This window comes from Candidatus Bathyarchaeota archaeon (genome assembly GCA_026014725.1).
Lineage (GTDB): Archaea > Thermoproteota > Bathyarchaeia > Bathyarchaeales > Bathycorpusculaceae > Bathycorpusculum.
Genome location: JAOZHV010000059.1, coordinates 163,998 through 180,972 on the forward strand (window position 1 = coordinate 163,998; position 16,975 = coordinate 180,972).

Here is a 16,975-nt window from a genome sequence, read left to right on the forward strand (position 1 = left end):
TCTCTCATCGATTAGACGATACCTTGGTCCAGCATAGCGTCTGCCACTTTAACAAAGCCGCCGATGTTTGCACCCTTTACGTAGTTGATGAAGTCGCCTTCTTTGCCGTATCGCACGCAGGTTTGGTGAATCGATTTCATGATTAAACGGAGTCGTTCATCTACTTCCTGTCGAGTCCACGATAGTCGCATGCTGTTCTGAGACATTTCCAGCCCCGATGTCGCTACACCGCCTGCGTTCGCCGCCTTTCCTTGACCATACAATACTTCGTTTTCAAGGAAAACTCTGACGCCCTGAGGTTGGGTCGGCATGTTAGCGCCCTCACATATGCAATAGCAATCGTTCTTTATGAGAGTCTTAGCATCTTCTCCGCTGATTTCATTTTGGGTAGCACAGGGCAATGCGACATCGCATTCGATTTCCCATGGCTTTTTGCCTTCCAAGTAGTCTGCGCTCTTGTATTTACTTATATACTCCTTTATGCGCCCCCGCTTGTTATTCTTTAAATCCATTACAAACGCAAGTTTTGCACCTGAAATACCGTCTGGGTCATAGATGGTTCCATCGCTATCTGATAAAGTAACTACTTTGCCACCGAGTTCAGAAACTTTTTCTGCCGCATATTGGGCAACATTGCCCGAACCAGATATGACAACAACTTTGCCCTCGAAGGTTTCTTTTCTTGTCTTGAGCATTTCTTCAGCAAAGTACGTAACACCATAGCCTGTGGCTTCTGGGCGGATTAAGCTGCCGCCCCAGTTAATGCCTTTGCCAGTTAATACACCCGTGAATTCATTTTGAATTTTCTTGTACATCCCAAATAAAAATCCGATTTCTCGCCCGCCAACTCCGATGTCACCTGCTGGAACATCAGTATCTGCACCTACATGACGTGAAAGTTCGAGCATAAAGTTCTGGCAAAAACGCATCACTTCAGCGTCGCTTTTACCTTTCGGGTCGAAATCTGAACCGCCTTTGGCACCGCCCATAGGCAGGGTTGTCAGTGAATTCTTAAACACCTGTTCGAATGCGAGAAACTTTAGGACACTAAGATTGACACTTGGATGGAAACGCAAGCCGCCTTTGTATGGGCCAATGGCGCTGTTCATCTGAATTCTGTAGCCTTTGTTTACTTTAATTTCGCCTTTGTCGTTAACCCAAGTTACCCTGAACATGATTGTTCGTTCAGGCTCAATTATTCGCTCTAGAATGTTGGCTGATTGGTATTTGGGATTATTTTCAATTATTGGCCAAACAGAAGTTATGACTTCCTCAACTGCTTGGTGGAATTCAGGCTGATGTGGGTTTTTTTCTTTTACATATACCATAAAGTCTTCAGGGGATTTATACATGGTCTAATCACTGCTCGTTTAGGTTTTTCTGACTATACGTATACCATCAAAGCTCAATGGTGCATCTTGGGCATCGTTGGAAAAGTTAATTTCATACGCATCCTTAGAACCGCACGCAGGGCAAGACCTGATTCTGTATTTACAGTTTTGGCAGACTTCAGATTCCATGCCCAGCTGAAAATACATGTCTTCTTGACCATCTATGTTTCCAGCAAATAATCCAACTATTTCAACCCAAGTCTTACCACAGTGGGCGCAAGCAAATCTCTTCTTGAGACCGACCTCAAAGTTATGCTCGACTTGATCAAACACTTTTTCTAGTCGCATGTGTAGCAAACCCATTAGCCTAAGATAATTGAATTGGTATATAAGATTTTGTAGAATAAATAAAGAAATAAAATCCAAACTTTCAGATACTATTGCTGAAAATAGCGCTGATTTCGACGCGCATCTCCAACCTTATCAATCACAAATTTTGTAAACAGAATTATATATGAATCAACTACTAACTAGCTGGTGAAGAGCTAAACATGGGTGCAAAACTCGACGAGGTAGACATTGCTATTATCAGGGCCCTGCAAAAAGATGCCCGAGCTAGCTTTGCTGCAATCGCCAAAAGCTGCAATGTCTCTGTTGACACAATAAGTAAAAGATTCAAAAAAATTGAGAATTCAGGCGTTGCAAGAGGAACAACTGTTCTACTGAACCCTAAAAGTTTTGGTTGTGACTGCATGGCAAGTTTTGGAATAAGAGCCGACTTTTCTCACATAGAAGAAATACTTCGGTTTCTTAAAAAAATGCCTGATATTATTTTCTCTACTCAAACAATGGGGAGGCATAGCATATTTGCATTAGCCATTGTTAAAAATGTTACAAAACTCAATCAAGTTAAAGAGGCAATTAAAGGGCATCCCATGGTTAGGGAGGTAACTACGAGCATATGGGTTAGCGAGATACTGTTATGCCCTGAGAACTTCGAGTTGCAAGCAACTACAGGAGACCGCCTAATTGGACAACGTTGACCTCTTCATAATTGAGGCATTGACCAAAGATGCTCGTACCTCCTTCCGCCAAATTGCAATGAAATTGAACGTTTCACCCGATACTATCATTGACCGCTACAACGCTCTTCAAGAAAAAGGGGTTATTCGTGGGTCAACAATTGTGCTCAACCCTAAAGAAATAGGTTACAATGCAATGGCAGTTTTTATGATTGACATTTCACCAGCAGAGGACAGCAAAAACCGCTTTGATTCTTCAGCGATTTTAGAGACTATAATAAAAATGAAAAACATAATCGTGGCTTCCAAAACTGTTGGAGACCATGATTTGATGGCTATTGGAGTAGTGAAGGATTTTCGGCATTTGTTTGATGTAAGAAACGAAATTGCCGCCATTCCAGGCGTCAAAGATATGGAAGTATCTTTTTGGAGCGAAATAACTGAACTTTCCCCTAAGTACTTTGTCATTTAACCCTCTTATGCATGAGTTAATGGTTCGATGCTTGCATGTAACCCTTCCATACAGAGATTGAATAATCGTTAGACGTTTTCTTTGTGCGTATGCAATAGTAGGGCGGCGGCTACTGCCTTAACTTAAAGCGATTTTTCAGATAAGTGTTGTAGCAGGTAGCCAAAGAAAAAGGAGAGATTAAATTTTATCAAAATAAGGTGGGGTCACTTGCTTTTTGTAAGACTTGTTGAGCTAATTCTAGACGAATTTGTATAGCTGTATGCTGCTGAAGAAGAGTATTATCTTTTAGCATTTCTTTATGGTTTTTCACATGGTTTTCAATAGCCTCGTTCATCTTTCTCAATGTTGGAATCATGAGAATTTCTTCGCCACAATCTGGACACTTAATGAATCCCTTTCGCGGGCAATCGTTTGCTCCTGTGACTACTTTTAGGTACATTTCTTGGAGATTTTCGTTGCTGTTTAGTTCTTTGATTTGAATTTCAGCCATTTCATCCAATCCCCTGTCGTGATACTCCTATAACAAATCTGAATTAACAATACATATTATAAAATAATTCATAATATCAACGTATATACGTGCCAATGATGACTACGCGTATTTCAGAGCATAAATCGGTTGCAAGTGGTAAAGAAACCTTAAATTATGCACCATTCAATGTCCTTGTTTTGCATCGTTTATGGTGAATATTTTTTTATGCGTTTTGAGCTAAACTTATCCACCTTCTGCTAGATTTTTGAGTGGAACCTAAAAAATTTGAACATGCAAACGGCAAAGAGGTTTGCCTCTTGCCATAAGATAGAAAAAGAGCTTCTGCTGACTTATAATTATGACAAAGACGCACAAAGCCCCAAAGCAGTGCCTGTGGCTTGACCAATTAAGCACCAAAGAAGCCGCGCCAGCTACAAAAGATGGAGCAGTTGTGATTTTCCCAATTGGAAGCGTCGAAGAGCACGGCGACCATTTACCCTTGTGCACAGACAGCATACAATCCGAATACATCGCGCTTGAAGTTGCCAAGAAAACAGGTTGCTTAGTTGCGCCCCCGTTGAGGTATGGCATCTGTAATGCAGGGCGCAATTTCGCTGGAACAATAACGATAGAATTCGATACGCTGTACAAGTTAGTGCACGACGTTTTGTCAGAGCTGGTTCGCAATGGCTTTACCAGAATTATCGTTTTGAGTGGGCATGCGGGGCAGTCGCACATGGTTGCGCTGAGACTAGCGGCACAGAACATAGTTGTAAAAAATGATGAAGCAAAAGTAGAGCCGAAAGTGCGAATTATGGTTCTCTCTGACTTTGATTTTGCAGAAGAATTAACGCCCAAGTATGCTTCGCCGAAGGACGGACATGCAGGCACCATTGAAACCTCTCGGGTGATGGTCATTGCGCCTGAACTAATCAAAGCAAAGGGCACGGCTAGTTTTCCCAAGATGCCGCGCTTCGAAGTTGTGGCGCATCCTGAACTGTTTTTTCCAAGCGGAGTCAACGGTGACCCAACCGCAGCATCGGTGAAGAAGGGGCAAGAAATCAACCAGTACATCATTGAACAGTTGGAGAAATTGGTTAAAGAGTTAAAACAGCCATCTGATTATCCTTGAGAAACGTTCATGTGTCAAGATAGCTTTAAATCGTTAGCAGAACAATCGAATTACATTTAGGGGAAATATTTCATGCCTTATTGTGAAAACTGTGGATCACAAGTAAATCCGAACGCAAAATTTTGCGGCAATTGTGGTGCAGCCCAAAATCAACAAACCGCAAGCCAGTCTCCAGTTAATGCTCAACCAAAACCTCAGCAGCCTTCCTACTACTCGCCGCCTTCCACCAGCGCCTTTGCTCCGCCTCCTCCACCGCCTCCGATGATGCAAGCTCCACCTGCCCAAGAGCACCCGAAAATCCCACCAGCGGCAGCAGCACCTGCTCTCCAGACCAGTTCCGAAAGCACCATTGGTGTGATTCTTTTGCGGAAGCCTAAATCTCTTGGAAGATATGACACTTACACTGGCGTATTGACCAATCAACGAGTGATTTTTGCTCAAATGACCAGTGAAATGCTCACGCAAGCGGCGCAACAAGCAAAAGAGCAAGCTAAAGCAGAAGGCAAGGGCTTTTGGGGGCAATGGTCTGAACAGCTTAAGGGTACGTTTGGCTACACGAAAAAGTACTTAACTATACCGCCTCAAGCGATTTTGGCTGAAACACCCGGCAACTTTGCATTAAACAACAACGCCATAAACGAAGTTAAAGTGCACTTGAAGGGGGCAAACCAGCAAAACCAGAGACGAGAACTCGAAGTTGAATTCTGCTCAAACTCAGGAAAGCATGTGTTTCGCATGGACGAGAACAGCGACTTTACAGGATTGCTAAAGCAGGTGTACGGTGATAGGGTTAAGATGCCCTTTGGGTACTTCTCAAAATCTATTAACATCAAATTGTGAAATACCCCTTTTTTGTTTTTATCTTGCAATTTGCGCCTCAAGAAGCCTTTGACTGTATGCGCTTATGATGTGCGGCGAAACAAAGCTTATATTTTGAACGGTAGAAATAGAGCGCTTGGAGATTGGAGTATGAAGGGAGCAATAGTATTCTTAGCTGTCTTTGCTTTGCTAGTGGTGCTGACTTTAGGAAACACTTCGATTCCACCTGGACAGGCTATATACAATGCGTTTTTGCCTGGCACTGAAGCGGCTTCAGGTTATCTCATTGCTGGTAGTTCTGTCGATGCTGTCACAGCGATAATTGCGGTATTCAACGGCGTAATCTATGGTTTCGTTGCGTGGCTAATATTCACCTTGTTGATGATGGGCAGAGGAAAAGACAAGAGACCGCAGAACATTCAGCAAATCGTCAACGTCAATGTCGGCGAGAAGAAAGAGGAATCGCCTCCACCGCCACCCCAGTAACCTAAGAGCTTTGAGAGCTTACGAGCCCTGATTTTTTTCTTTTCACTCGCTAGCTGTTGCTATTGACGAATAGAAACAGTTATAGCTTTTGAAAAGAATAGTTGAACAGTGATTTGTTATGCAGTTTTTTACAGTTACAGATGAATCTAACATTAAACATAAGGTTCTTGTTATCCCGTTAAGCCAAACAGAAATGAACCGCTTGGTAGGGCAGTGCGAAAAATGTTTACCCTCAATCTCCATCTCTTCTTTGGTTCAAGCTGGTCATCCATACGTGATTGTTGACTTCGGTGCAGATGCGTGGAAAACAGCCATACCGCTTGATGAGGAATCCGAGGATGGGCACAAGATTGGTGATGAACTGGCGGTTGGAGATGTTTTGAATGTGATTTTAACGTCTGATGCAAAAGCCATGAGGGTTTCAAGAGATAAAGTGTACATGAATGTGCCCTTGGAGAGCATTTTAGCCTTTAGCTTTCTCTACACTGCGGATATAGCTGAGAACTATGCGCTGTTCAAAATGTACAAGCAGCCCAAAGCCGAATAAGCCAACGCAGTGTTAACGCAGGTACCGCAAAAACCAATCTTTCGAGAGCGCGGCAACCTCTTCTAACTTACCCCTTTCCTCAAAAAGATGAGTCGCGCCAGAGATGAGGACGAGTTTGTTTTCGTTTTTCATCTGTGCCATGGCTTGACGGTTAAGCTCAATCACGACTGTATCTAAACTGCCTACCAGCAAAAGCGTCGGTGCCACCACTTGCGAGAGGTAGCCTTCTGCTAAGTCAGGTCGACCTCCACGCGAAACCACAGCTGAGATGTCGTTTGGAAGTTTCGCCGCCGCAATCAGTGCCGCAGCTGCCCCTGTGCTTGCGCCGAAGTAGCCGAGTTTGTAGTTTTCTGTGGTTTGGTTGTTTCTGAGCCATTTGGTTGCTCCTATGAGGCGTTCTGCCAGCAGGGGAATGTTGAATCGGTATTCTGCTGTGACTATGTCTTCCTCTTCCTCCTCTGGGGTAAGCAAGTCAAACAGCAAGGTTCCGATGCTTGCTTTGTTGAATTCTTTTGCGACGTATTGGTTTCTTGGGCTGAATCGGCTGCTTCCGCTTCCGTGCGCAAACAGCACTATGCCCTTGGCGTCTGAGGAAACTGTTAGGTTTCCTTCGACTTTCACGTTGCCTACTGGGATTCTGACAGCAGTCTCTTGCATCATACTGCGGTTACTCCTGACTTTTGGGCGAGGTTTTGCCTGTTTTGTTTTAGCAGTTGAATTACTTCTTCGTCGCTGGTTTGGCTAAAATCGTCGTAGAATTGCCCTATGGCTTGGAAGTATTCAGGCGTATAGGGACAAATCACGCGGTCTGCTTGGTTTTTTAGTTCTTTGATGGTTGAGGGTGGACCCACTGGAATCGCTACTGTTATGCTTGCGGCACCCTTGTTTCGGACTGAGGCTAGTGCTGCTTTCATGGTTGAGCCTGTAGCTATACCATCATCCACAAGAATGACCCTCAGTCCCGTCAGGTTGGGGTAGGGCGCGTCTTGCCTGTAGAGTTTGAGCCTGCGCTGGATTTCCTTTTTTTGCCGTTCACTTTCTTGTTTGATGTACTCTTGGCTCACATTCATGTAAGCGATTAAATTGTCGTCTAAGAACGTGGTGCCGTCTTCCGTGATTGCGCCGATGGCTAATTCAGGATTGTATGGTGCACCGAGCTTGTGCGGAATAATCACATCCAAAGGCAAGCTCAGAGCATTGGCTATCTCGTAGCCAACGACCACTCCGCCTCGGGGAATCGCCAGCACTATGCCGTTTTTTCCAGCAAAATCCCTAAGTTCCAAGGCTAAGCGCTTTCCAGCGTCAACGCGGTCAGAAAAGTAAGCCATCTGCCTCATTACCTCGCAATCTACCATTTTATTAATGCGTTGGAACTGATATAAGAAGTGGTTGCATCAGCGTGTACTCACAAAACTTTATGATGAGCCTCTGGAGAAGCCGAGGTGCAACGCTGTAAAGGCTTTGGGTGATTAGGCGGTTAGAGCGATACTCCCTTTGCATTTTGAAAGAGCAGAGCAATGATACTCCAGACGGGTTAGACCAAGCCCAGTGTAGCATACAAAAACAGCCCATACACAACCAGCAGTACTATGCCTTCTTTTTTACTTAACCTCTTTTTAGACAAGAAATAGAGCAAAAGCAGGTTAGTGACAAGTGAAAAAGCTGCCAAGTAAAGCAACACTCTTGTGTCTATCTGTATTGGCGAACCTGCAAGCGCAGAAACAAAGAAGGCAACCCCTAAAACAACAGTGGTGTTAACGAAACTGCTGCCGGCGATGTCACCAAGAGCAAGGTCGGAATGCCCTCTTAAAAATAACTTCATATCTAGAACAAGTTCAGGCAAACTAGTGCCAAACGCAACCACCGTGGCACCAATCACTGCTTGCGCAACTCCAACTGACTGTGCTATAAAAACTGCTGACTCCACGAGAAAATATGCACTGCCCGCCACACCAAGAATACCCACCATTGTAAAAAGCAGGTACCGTTTCAATCTGTGCTTCTCTTCAACTGAGACGGTTTCGCAGTTTTCAGGGGGTACTCTAACTCTTGAGAGGCGATAGGTATAGACAACAAAAAGCAGTATCAACGCCAAACCCAAAAGCCAAGATGCTGACGAAACAAAAAGCAGCAGTACTGGCACTGCACAAGAAACTAGAAGCCCAAAACGTATGCTGCTTAATTCAGGCTTCGCAAAACAAGGCACCACATTACACCCAGCAGATGCTCCTGCACCGTCGAACGCAACCGTTTTTCGGCGCTTCATCAAAAACAGGACAAAAGGTGCTAAACCTAAAATGACGCAGACTATTGCTATGTTTGCGCCTAAAACGTTCCCGACAGAAATTGCCGCGCCCCCGCTCAATGCTGCTATAAGGGCGACGGTTAATTCGGGCAGGTTAGTTAAAAAGCCAACGAGGCTAAAGCCGATTATGGTTTTTCCAAGGCGTGTTATGTCGGCTACTTTGCAAGCGTTTTTTATCGTAAGGTTGCTTGCCCAATTGAGAATAACAAAGGATACGCCCATAACTAATACGCTTAAAGCAATTTGGGTAAGCAACACCAACATCCTCTGAGGGTCTTTTGGAAGCTCTATTCTTTCAACACACATAAAGTATACGCTGGCTAAGAGCTGCACTTTGCAACAAATAATGGCGCTCTCTGCCACAAAGTGCACCGCTTATACAACGTCCACAAGAAACCAAAAACCAACGCTCACACACAAACCCCTGCTTGTTGTTGCAAGGGGGAGAAGGAGTTGCACACAACAACTAAAGAAAAAACTAATATGCAACATAGCCGCATTACTCTTTTCAGTTCTTGGGGAGCTGGGAAACGACCCGGCTGAGAGGACAGTACCTTCTGTCGACCCGATGAACCTGAACCAGGTAATACTGGCGGAGGGAAAAAACAGTTTGAACACCACTAGTCAACTTAAAATAGAGTCTAAAACCCGAATACTAGCCGAAGCAACAATATTTATCGCACTGTCAATCGTGCTTAAAGACGTTCTGCCACCAATATTTGAGATGCCGCAAGGAGGCGCAATCACTATCGCAGGTCTGGTGCCGCTACTGTGGTTTGCGCTCCGCAGAGGACCAAAATACGGAATGCTCGCAGGCTTCACATACGGCTTAATACACGCAATCCTTCCAGGCGCATACATCATAAACCCACTACAAGGCTTTCTTGACTACCCACTGGCTTTTACTGCGTTAGGCTTAGCTGGCTTCATAAAAAAGATACCCATAGCAGGAATCGCTCTCGGCATAGTCGGCAGGTTCCTCTGCTCGTTCACTGCAGGCATAATCTTCTTCACAACACTCGACCTTGACGGCGTCGCAGGCTCAGCAATCTACAACGGCTTCTACTTAATCCCAGAATTCATCATAACAACGGTTGTCATCTACATACTGCTGAAGCGAAAAATACTCTACATATACATGTAAAAAGCTTCGCTAGCACCATTTTTCTTTTTTTATTTCTTTATTTCCGAGAGCACAAACTTGACGATTTCATCCGCGATATTAACGTCGGTAACTACCTGCAAGCCTTTCCAGCCTGGCTGACTGTTCACGTCAACAATTCGTGGCCCCTCTGGCCCTTCCAAGATGTCGACACCTGCAACTTTGCAACCCACCGCCTTGGCGGCTTTTATGGCTATGTCTTCGAAGTCTTTGCTGATTTTTGTTGGCGCGGGTTTGGCTCCTTGGCTGTAGTTGGTTTTCCAGCCCTGAGCAACGCGGCGCATCGAGGCGACGACACGGTTGTCTATGACGAAGGCGCGTATATCGCTGTAGCCGTGCTGCACGAATTCTTGCATGTAAATAACCCCGTGGTGGAACGTTATGGCTTTGAAAATCGTGTCTGCTACGTCTATGTCGTTGACGCGTGTGGCGCCTTGTCCGCGTGAGCCAAAGATGGGTTTTACGACTATGTCGCCGCCGAGTTCGTTGAAGGCTTTTATGGCTTCGTTAACGCTTTCAGTGGCTAATGTACGTGGTATGGGGACACCTGCGTCTTCGAGGATGGCTAGTATGTCGTATTTGTCGACGCAGTGCTCGATGGCTTCAGGCGGGTTCACCATGTAGAAGCCTTGGCGCTGGAGCTTGTAGAGCATGTCCATGCGGAAAACCAGTTCTTCTAGGCTGCCGCGTCCAATCGGGCGAATGATAAGCGCGTCTAGGTCTTCTAGGATGCTTGTGCCGTTGATTTTGAAGTAGGGTTTGTATGCTAGGCGTGCCACGAGCCGCGGGAAAGTGAAGCATTCGTATTGGATGCCGCGTTTGGTTAGTGCTTCACGGACTTGCGTGCTGCTCCATGCTTCCGGGTTGCGCGTCATGATTCCAAATTTCATTGGTGCGTTCTTCCTTGCCGAGTCTTTGAGAAAGTGCTGAGTGATTTGTGTTCTTAAAGCTTATGGGGAAAATGAAGAGGATTAGCGCCAATAAATCCGTGATAGCAATCAGGGTTTATTCTTGGTTTCTGCCGAGGTATGCTTGCACACTTTTGTTTCTACCTATCAATTCGCCGATGAAAGCTCCAATGGTTAAGCAGATTGCTAAGCTGGTAACTGCAAAGAACTGCTCACCCAGAGAATTCACTATTTGCGCCATAATTCCAGCGGAGTTTAGGTTAAGCACGATTGCTGCCCAGATGCTAAAGCCGATGATGGATGCGCCGACAATGAGGAGAGCAGCGCGCTTGCCAAGTGACAGCTTTGAGGGGGTGACTCGGATGAAGCCTACAAAACCAATCAGCACCACAACCGTAAGCACTAAAAAAGCTGTTTGCGCCAAACTGATACCCATCACCACTCCGAAAACCGCAGACACAACAGCCAACACAGTCGTCAGAGTTATCCAATAGGATTTCTTAGATGCAAAACTCGGCGTCTCTGGCTCCGCTTTGCCTTTGGGCTTGGCTTTCTGCTTAGGACGAGACTTAACAGACTTAGGCATAACGATTAATTTCAGGTTCAGCCCTAATTAACATTTCACAGCTACTTTACTCTTTCAAGCCGTAGTGTGTTGAGCAAAAGAAGCATTGTGACGCCGTCGTCGCCTGCCGCCACCGTGAACCACAACGGCGTCAAGCCAAGCAAGCCTAAAGCGCCCAAAACGAACTTGACGATTAGTGAGCCCGCAATGTTTTGTTTAGCAATAACCATGGTTTTCTTGCTCAAGTTGATTAAGTAGGGGATTTGCGCAAGCTCATCTTTCACCAGCACCACGTCTGCCGATTCAAGGGCTACATCGACTCCGCGTGCGCCCATGGCAATTCCGACATCGGAAGAGGCAAGCGCGGGAGCATCATTAACGCCGTCGCCGACCATGGCTACTAAGCCTTCTTTGCCCTTCATTTCCTCGACAATGCGCAGTTTGTCTTCAGGGAACAGTTCCGCATGCACGTCATCAATGCCCAGCGACTGCGCAGTATCTTTAGCAATGTCTGCCTTGTCGCCCGTCAACATGGCTGTTCTGATGTCTGCCCGTTTGAGGGCACCTACTGCTTTGAGAGCGTCTTCCCTAACCTCGTCAACCACACAGACCGCGGCTAAACCTGTCTTGCCAACCGAAACACAAACCGCAGTGTGAATGTCGCCCTCGGTGATTTCGAAGGCTTCGGTGCAGTCGCAGCCCAACTCACGCATGAACTCGACGTTGCCGATGGCTACGTGTTTATCGTTCACTATGCCAACAATGCCTTTGCCTGGCACCTCTACAACGTCAATAACTTTGACTTTGCTTAAATCGATGCCTCGCTCTACAGCTTTACGCACGATAGCCTGAGCAATGGGATGGTTAGAAAACTGGTCAAGCGCCGCGGCGTAAGTCAGCGCTTCATCTTCAGCCTCCGAGACGTGGACTCGCCGCACTTCATGAACCGCTTGCCGCCCAAGCGTTAACGTACCTGTCTTATCAAAGACTACGGATTTTACTTTGGCTAGTTTTTCGATAAAGATTCCGCCTTTTATTATGACGCCTCGTTTTGCAGCGATTGTTATAGCGATGAAGACGGTTGCGGGAACAGAAATAATGAATGCACTGGGACATGAGACTACCAGCAAGATGAGGGAGCGGTAGAACCAAGTTTCAAATGTTCCGCCTAAAAGAAACGGCGGCACCACAGCGGTGAAAACTGCAAGTGTAATGACGATGGGTACGTAAATTTTTGCGAACCTGTCAACTAAGCGTTCTATGGAGGCTTTACGTTTCTGTGACTCAACAACAAGCTCAACGATGCGTGACACTAAGGTTTCTGTTGCCTTCTTAGTCACCGCAATCTTGAGCACGCCGTTCATGTTCATTGTGCCAGCGAATACGCAGTCGTTAACTTTTTTCGGCACAGGCACCGATTCACCCGTGACCAGTGCTTGGTCAACATGTGAGAAGCCTTCAATTATGTTGCCGTCTAGGGGGATTCTTTCGCCTGGCTTGACGAGGATAACTGCTCCTGATTCCACTTCTTTCACGTTTACGGTTTTTTCGGTGCCGTTTAGCACGCGTGCTGTTTCGGGGATGACTTTGGATATTTTTTCCACGGTTCTTCTTGCCCTGTCTTGGATGTAACCTTCAAAATACTCTGCCAGCGTGTAGAGAAACAGGACTGTCGCTGCTTCGAAGCGGTAATCCAAAAACAGTGCGCCCAGACCCGCGACAGCCATCAAAAACTCAACGCTGAAGCGTCTTTCAATAAACAGTTCTTTTAAACCGATGACTCCGATGTAGACGGCTGAAGCAAGAATTGCTGTATAGTAGAGAACCATTGATACGCTTGCTTCCACGTTGATGACGGGTACTGTGAAGCCAAGAGGGATGCCTTGCACAAACAGGTCCAGCAAACCGCTGATGACGATGGTGAGGATTAGCCAAATGCCCAGCCCAATCAGCACTTTCTTATGTTGCTCTTCTTCGGTTGATTCTTTTTTCGGTTTCTCTTCACATGCAGCCATTCAGCCTCAAGACCGTGGTATCGTAGAAAACTCGCTTGATAATACTCTTACTGAGAGTAGAATGGTAAGACGCATTAAAAGTCTTCTAAAAAAGAAGAGAAAATTAGGGTAAGAATTGCTTGTAGACGGGGTGCCCTTTGAAACGCAGAATAGTCTCAGATTTCTCGATGGTTCCGCTCGGTAGCCGCATACAAATTGACTGCACAATTGCGCCATCACGAATTAAGCGTACGCCGTCTAATAGTTCGCCTTTTGTTACACCTGAAGCGGCAAACACTAGTTCTTGCCCTTTCGCCAGCTCATCTTGGTTGTAGGTTTTGTTTACATCCACGCCTGCTTTAGTTAAGCGTTCCATGCGTTGGGGGTCTTTTTTGTCATCCCAAACTTTCACAAGCATGGTTCCGCCCATACACTTGACTGCTGTTGCAGCTATAGTTGCTTCTGGACCTGCGCCTGCACCTATGAGCAAGTCAACACCTGACTGCGGGAAGCATGAAACCACTGCGGCAGCGATATCTCCGTCGGGGATTTGTATTATTCTTACGCCTAGTTTTCGTAATGTTTTTAGAATTTCGTTGTGTCTTTCACGGTCCAACATGATAACGGTGAAGTTTTGTAGTGGCATGGATTTTTCGCGTGCTACTGTTCGCACGATTTCTTCGATGCTCATGTCCATTGATAGTTTGCCGATGGAGTGGTGGTCTGTTGCGATTTTAAAGTAGTAGCCGTCATCTGGTAGGACTTGGAAGCATCCTGCTGGTGCACAGGCAAGTGCTGATATGGCGTCTTTTCTGCCTTTGCTGGCTGCTGTGGTGCCGTCCACTGGGTCTACGATGAATTCTACTTTAGGACCTTTTTGTGTTCCGACTCTTTCTCTGAAGTTGAATGCTGGTGCGTGGTCTTTTGGTCCTTCACAGCAGATTACTTCTCCTTCGATATCTGTTTGTGCAAGAACGGCTCTTGAGAATTCAACGGCGTTTTTATCAACTAAGTCGCAATCTCCTTGTCCGACGTGAAAGGCTGCGCCTACTGCTGCGGCGATGGTTATTCTTGTTAATGATGGGGCTAATGCTCTTAGAGAAACCAAATTGTTTTCCTCATTAGCTCTGATGTGCTGTATTGAGTTAGGCAACTGATTATTAAGTTTGCGCGAAAAAAACCAGAACTTTTCATTGGAAGACCGATGCTTCTCGGGAGTTAGCAAAGGGATAAAACCAACCTTTGACCATAGATTTTTTAATGAACCAAAAGTCTGCAGTAACTTTCATCTTGGCACTTTTGTTTTTAGCGTTAGCTACAGTGCAGTGCGTCGGTTTTGCATCTGCCAACCCCACTGGTTCAAGCCTCATGCTTTCCATGCCAGCGGAGCACATTAATTACACTATCACACGCATCAACGGGACTCTGTGGGCAAAAATCGACGGCAACTACCCCATCAGCATCCAAACCGAGCCAGACTGCGAAATCGGCGGCGACTTGCCCATGGTTTACCCCATGCCACCACAAACCACAAATATTCACGTGTGGCTGGGCGACAGCGAACTCACTTGGAGCAATTACACGCAAGCGTATCCTGAAGCTTTGCATCACACTGCCCTTGGAGACTGGTGGATGATTTACACTGTTCTGCCAGACGTTTCAGACTCTTTTGTGCTCAAAATTCATTATGAGCATCCGCTCCAGAGAGTCAACAACAGCTACGTGTTTCTCTATGACCTAAACATCAGTCCATACCTTTCGCCAGAAAACAGCGTCTCCACCGCTTATTTTACTGTGCGTATGGAAGCAAACACCACTGACGTGCGGGCTTACACTACAGGCATGTCTGATGCGCCAAGCGACTGGAATCCTGCAGACTACGCTGTTACAAAACAGGATGGCTGGGATGTTGTTGCGATAGAGTTACGTTCGGAATACAATAATTTGCTGGGAGATTTAGTAGTGGTGTTTTCTGACGCTGATGAAATACCTGAATTCCCCCTGTGGGCTCTGGCGATTTTGGCTGTGACTTTGTTGCTGCTTGCGGTTGTGCTTTATGTTAACAGGCGAGCGGTTGGCGCTTCTTTTAGTTTGAGAAAAACATCTATCTAAAACAATCCCAAGGTTTGAGGCGCCTTAGGGATTGCGGGTTTATCGTGGTTCTTTGTGGTAAAAAGCGAGTCCGATTGGGGGTTTTCTGTAGCGTGGAACTTCGAACTCGAAGAGCGGAGTTTTTTTCAGTTTTTTTCTCTCCAACAAATGGCATGGTTAGTGTTGCTTTATAACTTTTTTGCTCTGCCTGTAGTGTTCTGCAAGGGAAACTTGGCACTAAACAGTGTTTAAGCACGATTTTTTCAGAAGAAGCAAGGGATGTACTCGCGCACTCTAAACGGCACGCCTAAATCGTCGGCGACTTTTTGCACGCGGGCTATGTCAACTTCGGGCAAGCGCACTGCCGTCACCTCAACGTCAAGCATTGCTTTGGCTTTTTTGATGAAATCAAGAACTGCCTCGTACGCGTTGGGGATTGCGGGTTTGCAGATTTCCTCATACGTTGCCCTGTCAGGCGCGTTGAGGCTCACGTTAACCTTGTCCACTCCTGCCGCCTTGAGTTCAGCCGCCACAGCTCTGCCCTTGTTGAGCACGTAGCCGTGCCCGTTAGTGTCGAGGCGAATCTGTAGCGGTCTGCCATAGTGCGCTCGCACCCACCGCGCCACCTCCAAGAGCACATCCAGCCGCTGTGTAGGTTCGCCGAAACCGCAGAAGACCAGCCCATCCCAGCTTCGCATGTGCAAGACTTTTTCCAGTTCAGTTGTGATTTGCTCTACTGTAGGTTCGGCTGTGAGTTTGAGGTTGAAGCCTCCGACGCCTTGGCGGTAGCGCCGCAGGCAAAAGTAGCAACTGTTGCTGCACTGGTTGGTGACGTTTAGGTAGAGCGTGTTGTCTAACCAGTAAACTGTTGCTGGGGCTTTGTTGTCTTGTTGTGGCATATGTTTTTCTGAAATGTACCTAAGGCTGAGATTCTTTATTTAGTGTTTGCGGAGTAGCCGCTTTTTGCAGAGTAAAAGTGGCAGGGTTGGTGTGAATAGAAAAAGTGGGTTTGATTATTGTTTTGTGTAGTCTTTGATGGGCGAGATTGGAATCGTTAGCGTTTCTAGGACGCCTTCGACGAGGCGGATTTTGTCGCCAACAAAATGCAGTGCGGCAGCGTTAGAGTCGGCTTCGAAGAGGATGGCGAAGTCCCATCTGCCAAACACTTGATACGCCTCTTGGAGGCGTACGCCTTCGATTGGTTGGGCTTCGAATTCCATGAGGGGCTCGTAGAGTTTTGCTGCCATGTTGGGGCTGATTTTGATCATGGCGAGGTATTTTTGTTTAGAATGAGCCAACTTTGTTTTTCACCAAGAAGTGTATTGTGGGGTGGGGTATAAAACGATTTTCTGTTTTTTTGGTGTGGTGCGTGTTGGTTTTGTGTGGGGGTTGGGGTAAGGTTTAAGTGTGTTGTAAACATTTCTGTTTACGGTGAACTTCGTGGCTCAAGTGCAACTTAGACTCCCAGAAAAAACTCTCGAGCAAATTGATGCGTGGGTAGCTGAAGGCAAATTCAAAAGCCGAAGCGATGCCATAAAAACCATAATCAGCCTTTATGAGGAACGGGAAAAAACCCGCAATTTCTACGAGATGCTGCAAAAAGAGAGCCAGCAAGCCAAAGAGCACCCTGAAGAGCTCATCCCCTTAGAGGACCTCTGACTTGTATAGG

The 16,975-nt window shown here is 46.1% G+C and carries 21 protein-coding genes and 1 riboswitch; of the genes, 9 read left to right on the forward strand and 12 right to left on the reverse strand.

What is annotated here, in order from left to right; all coding sequences use genetic code 11:
* Positions 1-11 precede the first annotated feature (11 nt).
* Together gdhA and NWE95_12655 are read right to left on the reverse strand one after the other, a co-directional pair.
* Positions 12-1,352 (reverse strand): NADP-specific glutamate dehydrogenase, encoded by a 1,341-nt coding sequence (gene gdhA / locus NWE95_12650; GenBank protein MCW4004750.1) that lies wholly within the window; start codon positions 1,350-1,352, stop codon positions 12-14.
* Positions 1,353-1,370: 18 nt separating this feature from the next.
* A complete protein-coding gene (locus NWE95_12655) occupies positions 1,371-1,679 on the reverse strand; it encodes a hypothetical protein (protein ID MCW4004751.1) in 309 nt (102 codons plus the stop codon).
* A 203-nt stretch (positions 1,680-1,882) separates the two neighbouring features.
* Between NWE95_12655 and NWE95_12660 the strand changes: the two genes are divergently transcribed.
* Both NWE95_12660 and NWE95_12665 read left to right on the forward strand, forming a co-directional pair.
* Positions 1,883-2,374, forward strand: a complete 492-nt coding sequence (locus tag NWE95_12660) for an Lrp/AsnC family transcriptional regulator (GenBank protein MCW4004752.1) — start codon at positions 1,883-1,885, stop codon at positions 2,372-2,374.
* Entirely contained in the window at positions 2,361-2,825 is a 465-nt protein-coding gene (locus NWE95_12665; protein ID MCW4004753.1) for an Lrp/AsnC family transcriptional regulator, read from the forward strand. Before NWE95_12660 ends, NWE95_12665 begins: the two co-directional genes overlap by 14 nt.
* A gap of 187 nt (positions 2,826-3,012) precedes the next feature.
* Here the strand turns inward: NWE95_12665 and NWE95_12670 are convergent, their stop codons facing one another.
* Positions 3,013-3,315 carry a hypothetical protein gene (locus NWE95_12670; protein ID MCW4004754.1) on the reverse strand — a complete coding sequence of 101 codons (303 nt, stop codon included), beginning with the start codon at positions 3,313-3,315 and terminating at the stop codon, positions 3,013-3,015.
* Between the two features lie 340 nt (positions 3,316-3,655).
* On the opposite strand from NWE95_12670, the gene NWE95_12675 reads away from it, so the two are divergent.
* From NWE95_12675 to NWE95_12690, 4 genes are all read left to right on the forward strand, one after another.
* On the forward strand, positions 3,656-4,429 hold the full coding sequence (locus tag NWE95_12675; GenBank protein ID MCW4004755.1) for a creatininase family protein: 774 nt from the start codon (positions 3,656-3,658) through the stop codon (positions 4,427-4,429).
* A gap of 72 nt (positions 4,430-4,501) precedes the next feature.
* Positions 4,502-5,269 (forward strand): zinc ribbon domain-containing protein, encoded by a 768-nt coding sequence (locus NWE95_12680; GenBank protein ID MCW4004756.1) that lies wholly within the window; start codon positions 4,502-4,504, stop codon positions 5,267-5,269.
* 129 nt (positions 5,270-5,398) lie between these two features.
* On the forward strand, positions 5,399-5,734 hold the full coding sequence (locus NWE95_12685; GenBank protein ID MCW4004757.1) for a hypothetical protein: 336 nt from the start codon (positions 5,399-5,401) through the stop codon (positions 5,732-5,734).
* A gap of 118 nt (positions 5,735-5,852) precedes the next feature.
* Positions 5,853-6,281 carry a hypothetical protein gene (locus NWE95_12690; GenBank protein ID MCW4004758.1) on the forward strand — a complete coding sequence of 143 codons (429 nt, stop codon included), beginning with the start codon at positions 5,853-5,855 and terminating at the stop codon, positions 6,279-6,281.
* A gap of 12 nt (positions 6,282-6,293) precedes the next feature.
* Here the strand turns inward: NWE95_12690 and NWE95_12695 are convergent, their stop codons facing one another.
* From NWE95_12695 to NWE95_12705, 3 genes are all read right to left on the reverse strand, one after another.
* Positions 6,294-6,941 carry a dienelactone hydrolase family protein gene (locus NWE95_12695; GenBank protein ID MCW4004759.1) on the reverse strand — a complete coding sequence of 216 codons (648 nt, stop codon included), beginning with the start codon at positions 6,939-6,941 and terminating at the stop codon, positions 6,294-6,296.
* Positions 6,938-7,636, reverse strand: coding sequence for a phosphoribosyltransferase (locus NWE95_12700; GenBank protein ID MCW4004760.1), 699 nt, complete (start codon positions 7,634-7,636; stop codon positions 6,938-6,940). The genes NWE95_12695 and NWE95_12700 overlap by 4 nt, the downstream gene beginning before the upstream one ends.
* A gap of 179 nt (positions 7,637-7,815) precedes the next feature.
* Positions 7,816-8,949, reverse strand: a complete 1,134-nt coding sequence (locus NWE95_12705) for a sodium:calcium antiporter (protein ID MCW4004761.1) — start codon at positions 8,947-8,949, stop codon at positions 7,816-7,818.
* Positions 8,950-9,092: 143 nt separating this feature from the next.
* Positions 9,093-9,205, forward strand: a riboswitch (TPP riboswitch).
* On the opposite strand from NWE95_12705, the gene NWE95_12710 reads away from it, so the two are divergent.
* Complete coding sequence (locus tag NWE95_12710) at positions 9,197-9,730, forward strand: energy-coupled thiamine transporter ThiT (GenBank protein ID MCW4004762.1); 534 nt, start codon at positions 9,197-9,199, stop codon at positions 9,728-9,730. Its footprint overlaps the riboswitch before it by 9 nt.
* A gap of 29 nt (positions 9,731-9,759) precedes the next feature.
* Here the strand turns inward: NWE95_12710 and NWE95_12715 are convergent, their stop codons facing one another.
* The 4 genes from NWE95_12715 to NWE95_12730 form a co-directional block, all read right to left on the reverse strand.
* Complete coding sequence (locus NWE95_12715; protein MCW4004763.1) at positions 9,760-10,638, reverse strand: RimK family alpha-L-glutamate ligase; 879 nt, start codon at positions 10,636-10,638, stop codon at positions 9,760-9,762.
* 115 nt (positions 10,639-10,753) lie between these two features.
* A complete protein-coding gene (locus NWE95_12720; protein ID MCW4004764.1) occupies positions 10,754-11,242 on the reverse strand; it encodes a hypothetical protein in 489 nt (162 codons plus the stop codon).
* A gap of 41 nt (positions 11,243-11,283) precedes the next feature.
* Positions 11,284-13,236 (reverse strand): cation-translocating P-type ATPase, encoded by a 1,953-nt coding sequence (locus tag NWE95_12725; protein MCW4004765.1) that lies wholly within the window; start codon positions 13,234-13,236, stop codon positions 11,284-11,286.
* A 103-nt stretch (positions 13,237-13,339) separates the two neighbouring features.
* Positions 13,340-14,323, reverse strand: a complete 984-nt coding sequence (locus NWE95_12730; GenBank protein ID MCW4004766.1) for a fructose-bisphosphatase class II — start codon at positions 14,321-14,323, stop codon at positions 13,340-13,342.
* Between the two features lie 152 nt (positions 14,324-14,475).
* Here NWE95_12730 and NWE95_12735 point away from each other — a divergent pair, with 152 nt between their 5' ends.
* Entirely contained in the window at positions 14,476-15,327 is an 852-nt protein-coding gene (locus NWE95_12735; protein ID MCW4004767.1) for a hypothetical protein, read from the forward strand.
* 242 nt (positions 15,328-15,569) lie between these two features.
* Here NWE95_12735 and NWE95_12740 read toward each other — a convergent pair whose 3' ends face one another.
* Together NWE95_12740 and NWE95_12745 are read right to left on the reverse strand one after the other, a co-directional pair.
* Positions 15,570-16,205: a TatD family nuclease-associated radical SAM protein gene (locus tag NWE95_12740; protein ID MCW4004768.1), complete on the reverse strand. Its 636-nt coding sequence runs from the start codon at positions 16,203-16,205 to the stop codon at positions 15,570-15,572.
* A gap of 114 nt (positions 16,206-16,319) precedes the next feature.
* Entirely contained in the window at positions 16,320-16,604 is a 285-nt protein-coding gene (locus NWE95_12745; protein ID MCW4004769.1) for an Lrp/AsnC family transcriptional regulator, read from the reverse strand.
* Between the two features lie 142 nt (positions 16,605-16,746).
* Here NWE95_12745 and NWE95_12750 point away from each other — a divergent pair, with 142 nt between their 5' ends.
* A complete protein-coding gene (locus NWE95_12750) occupies positions 16,747-16,965 on the forward strand; it encodes a ribbon-helix-helix domain-containing protein (GenBank protein ID MCW4004770.1) in 219 nt (72 codons plus the stop codon).
* Positions 16,966-16,975: the final 10 nt, after the last annotated feature.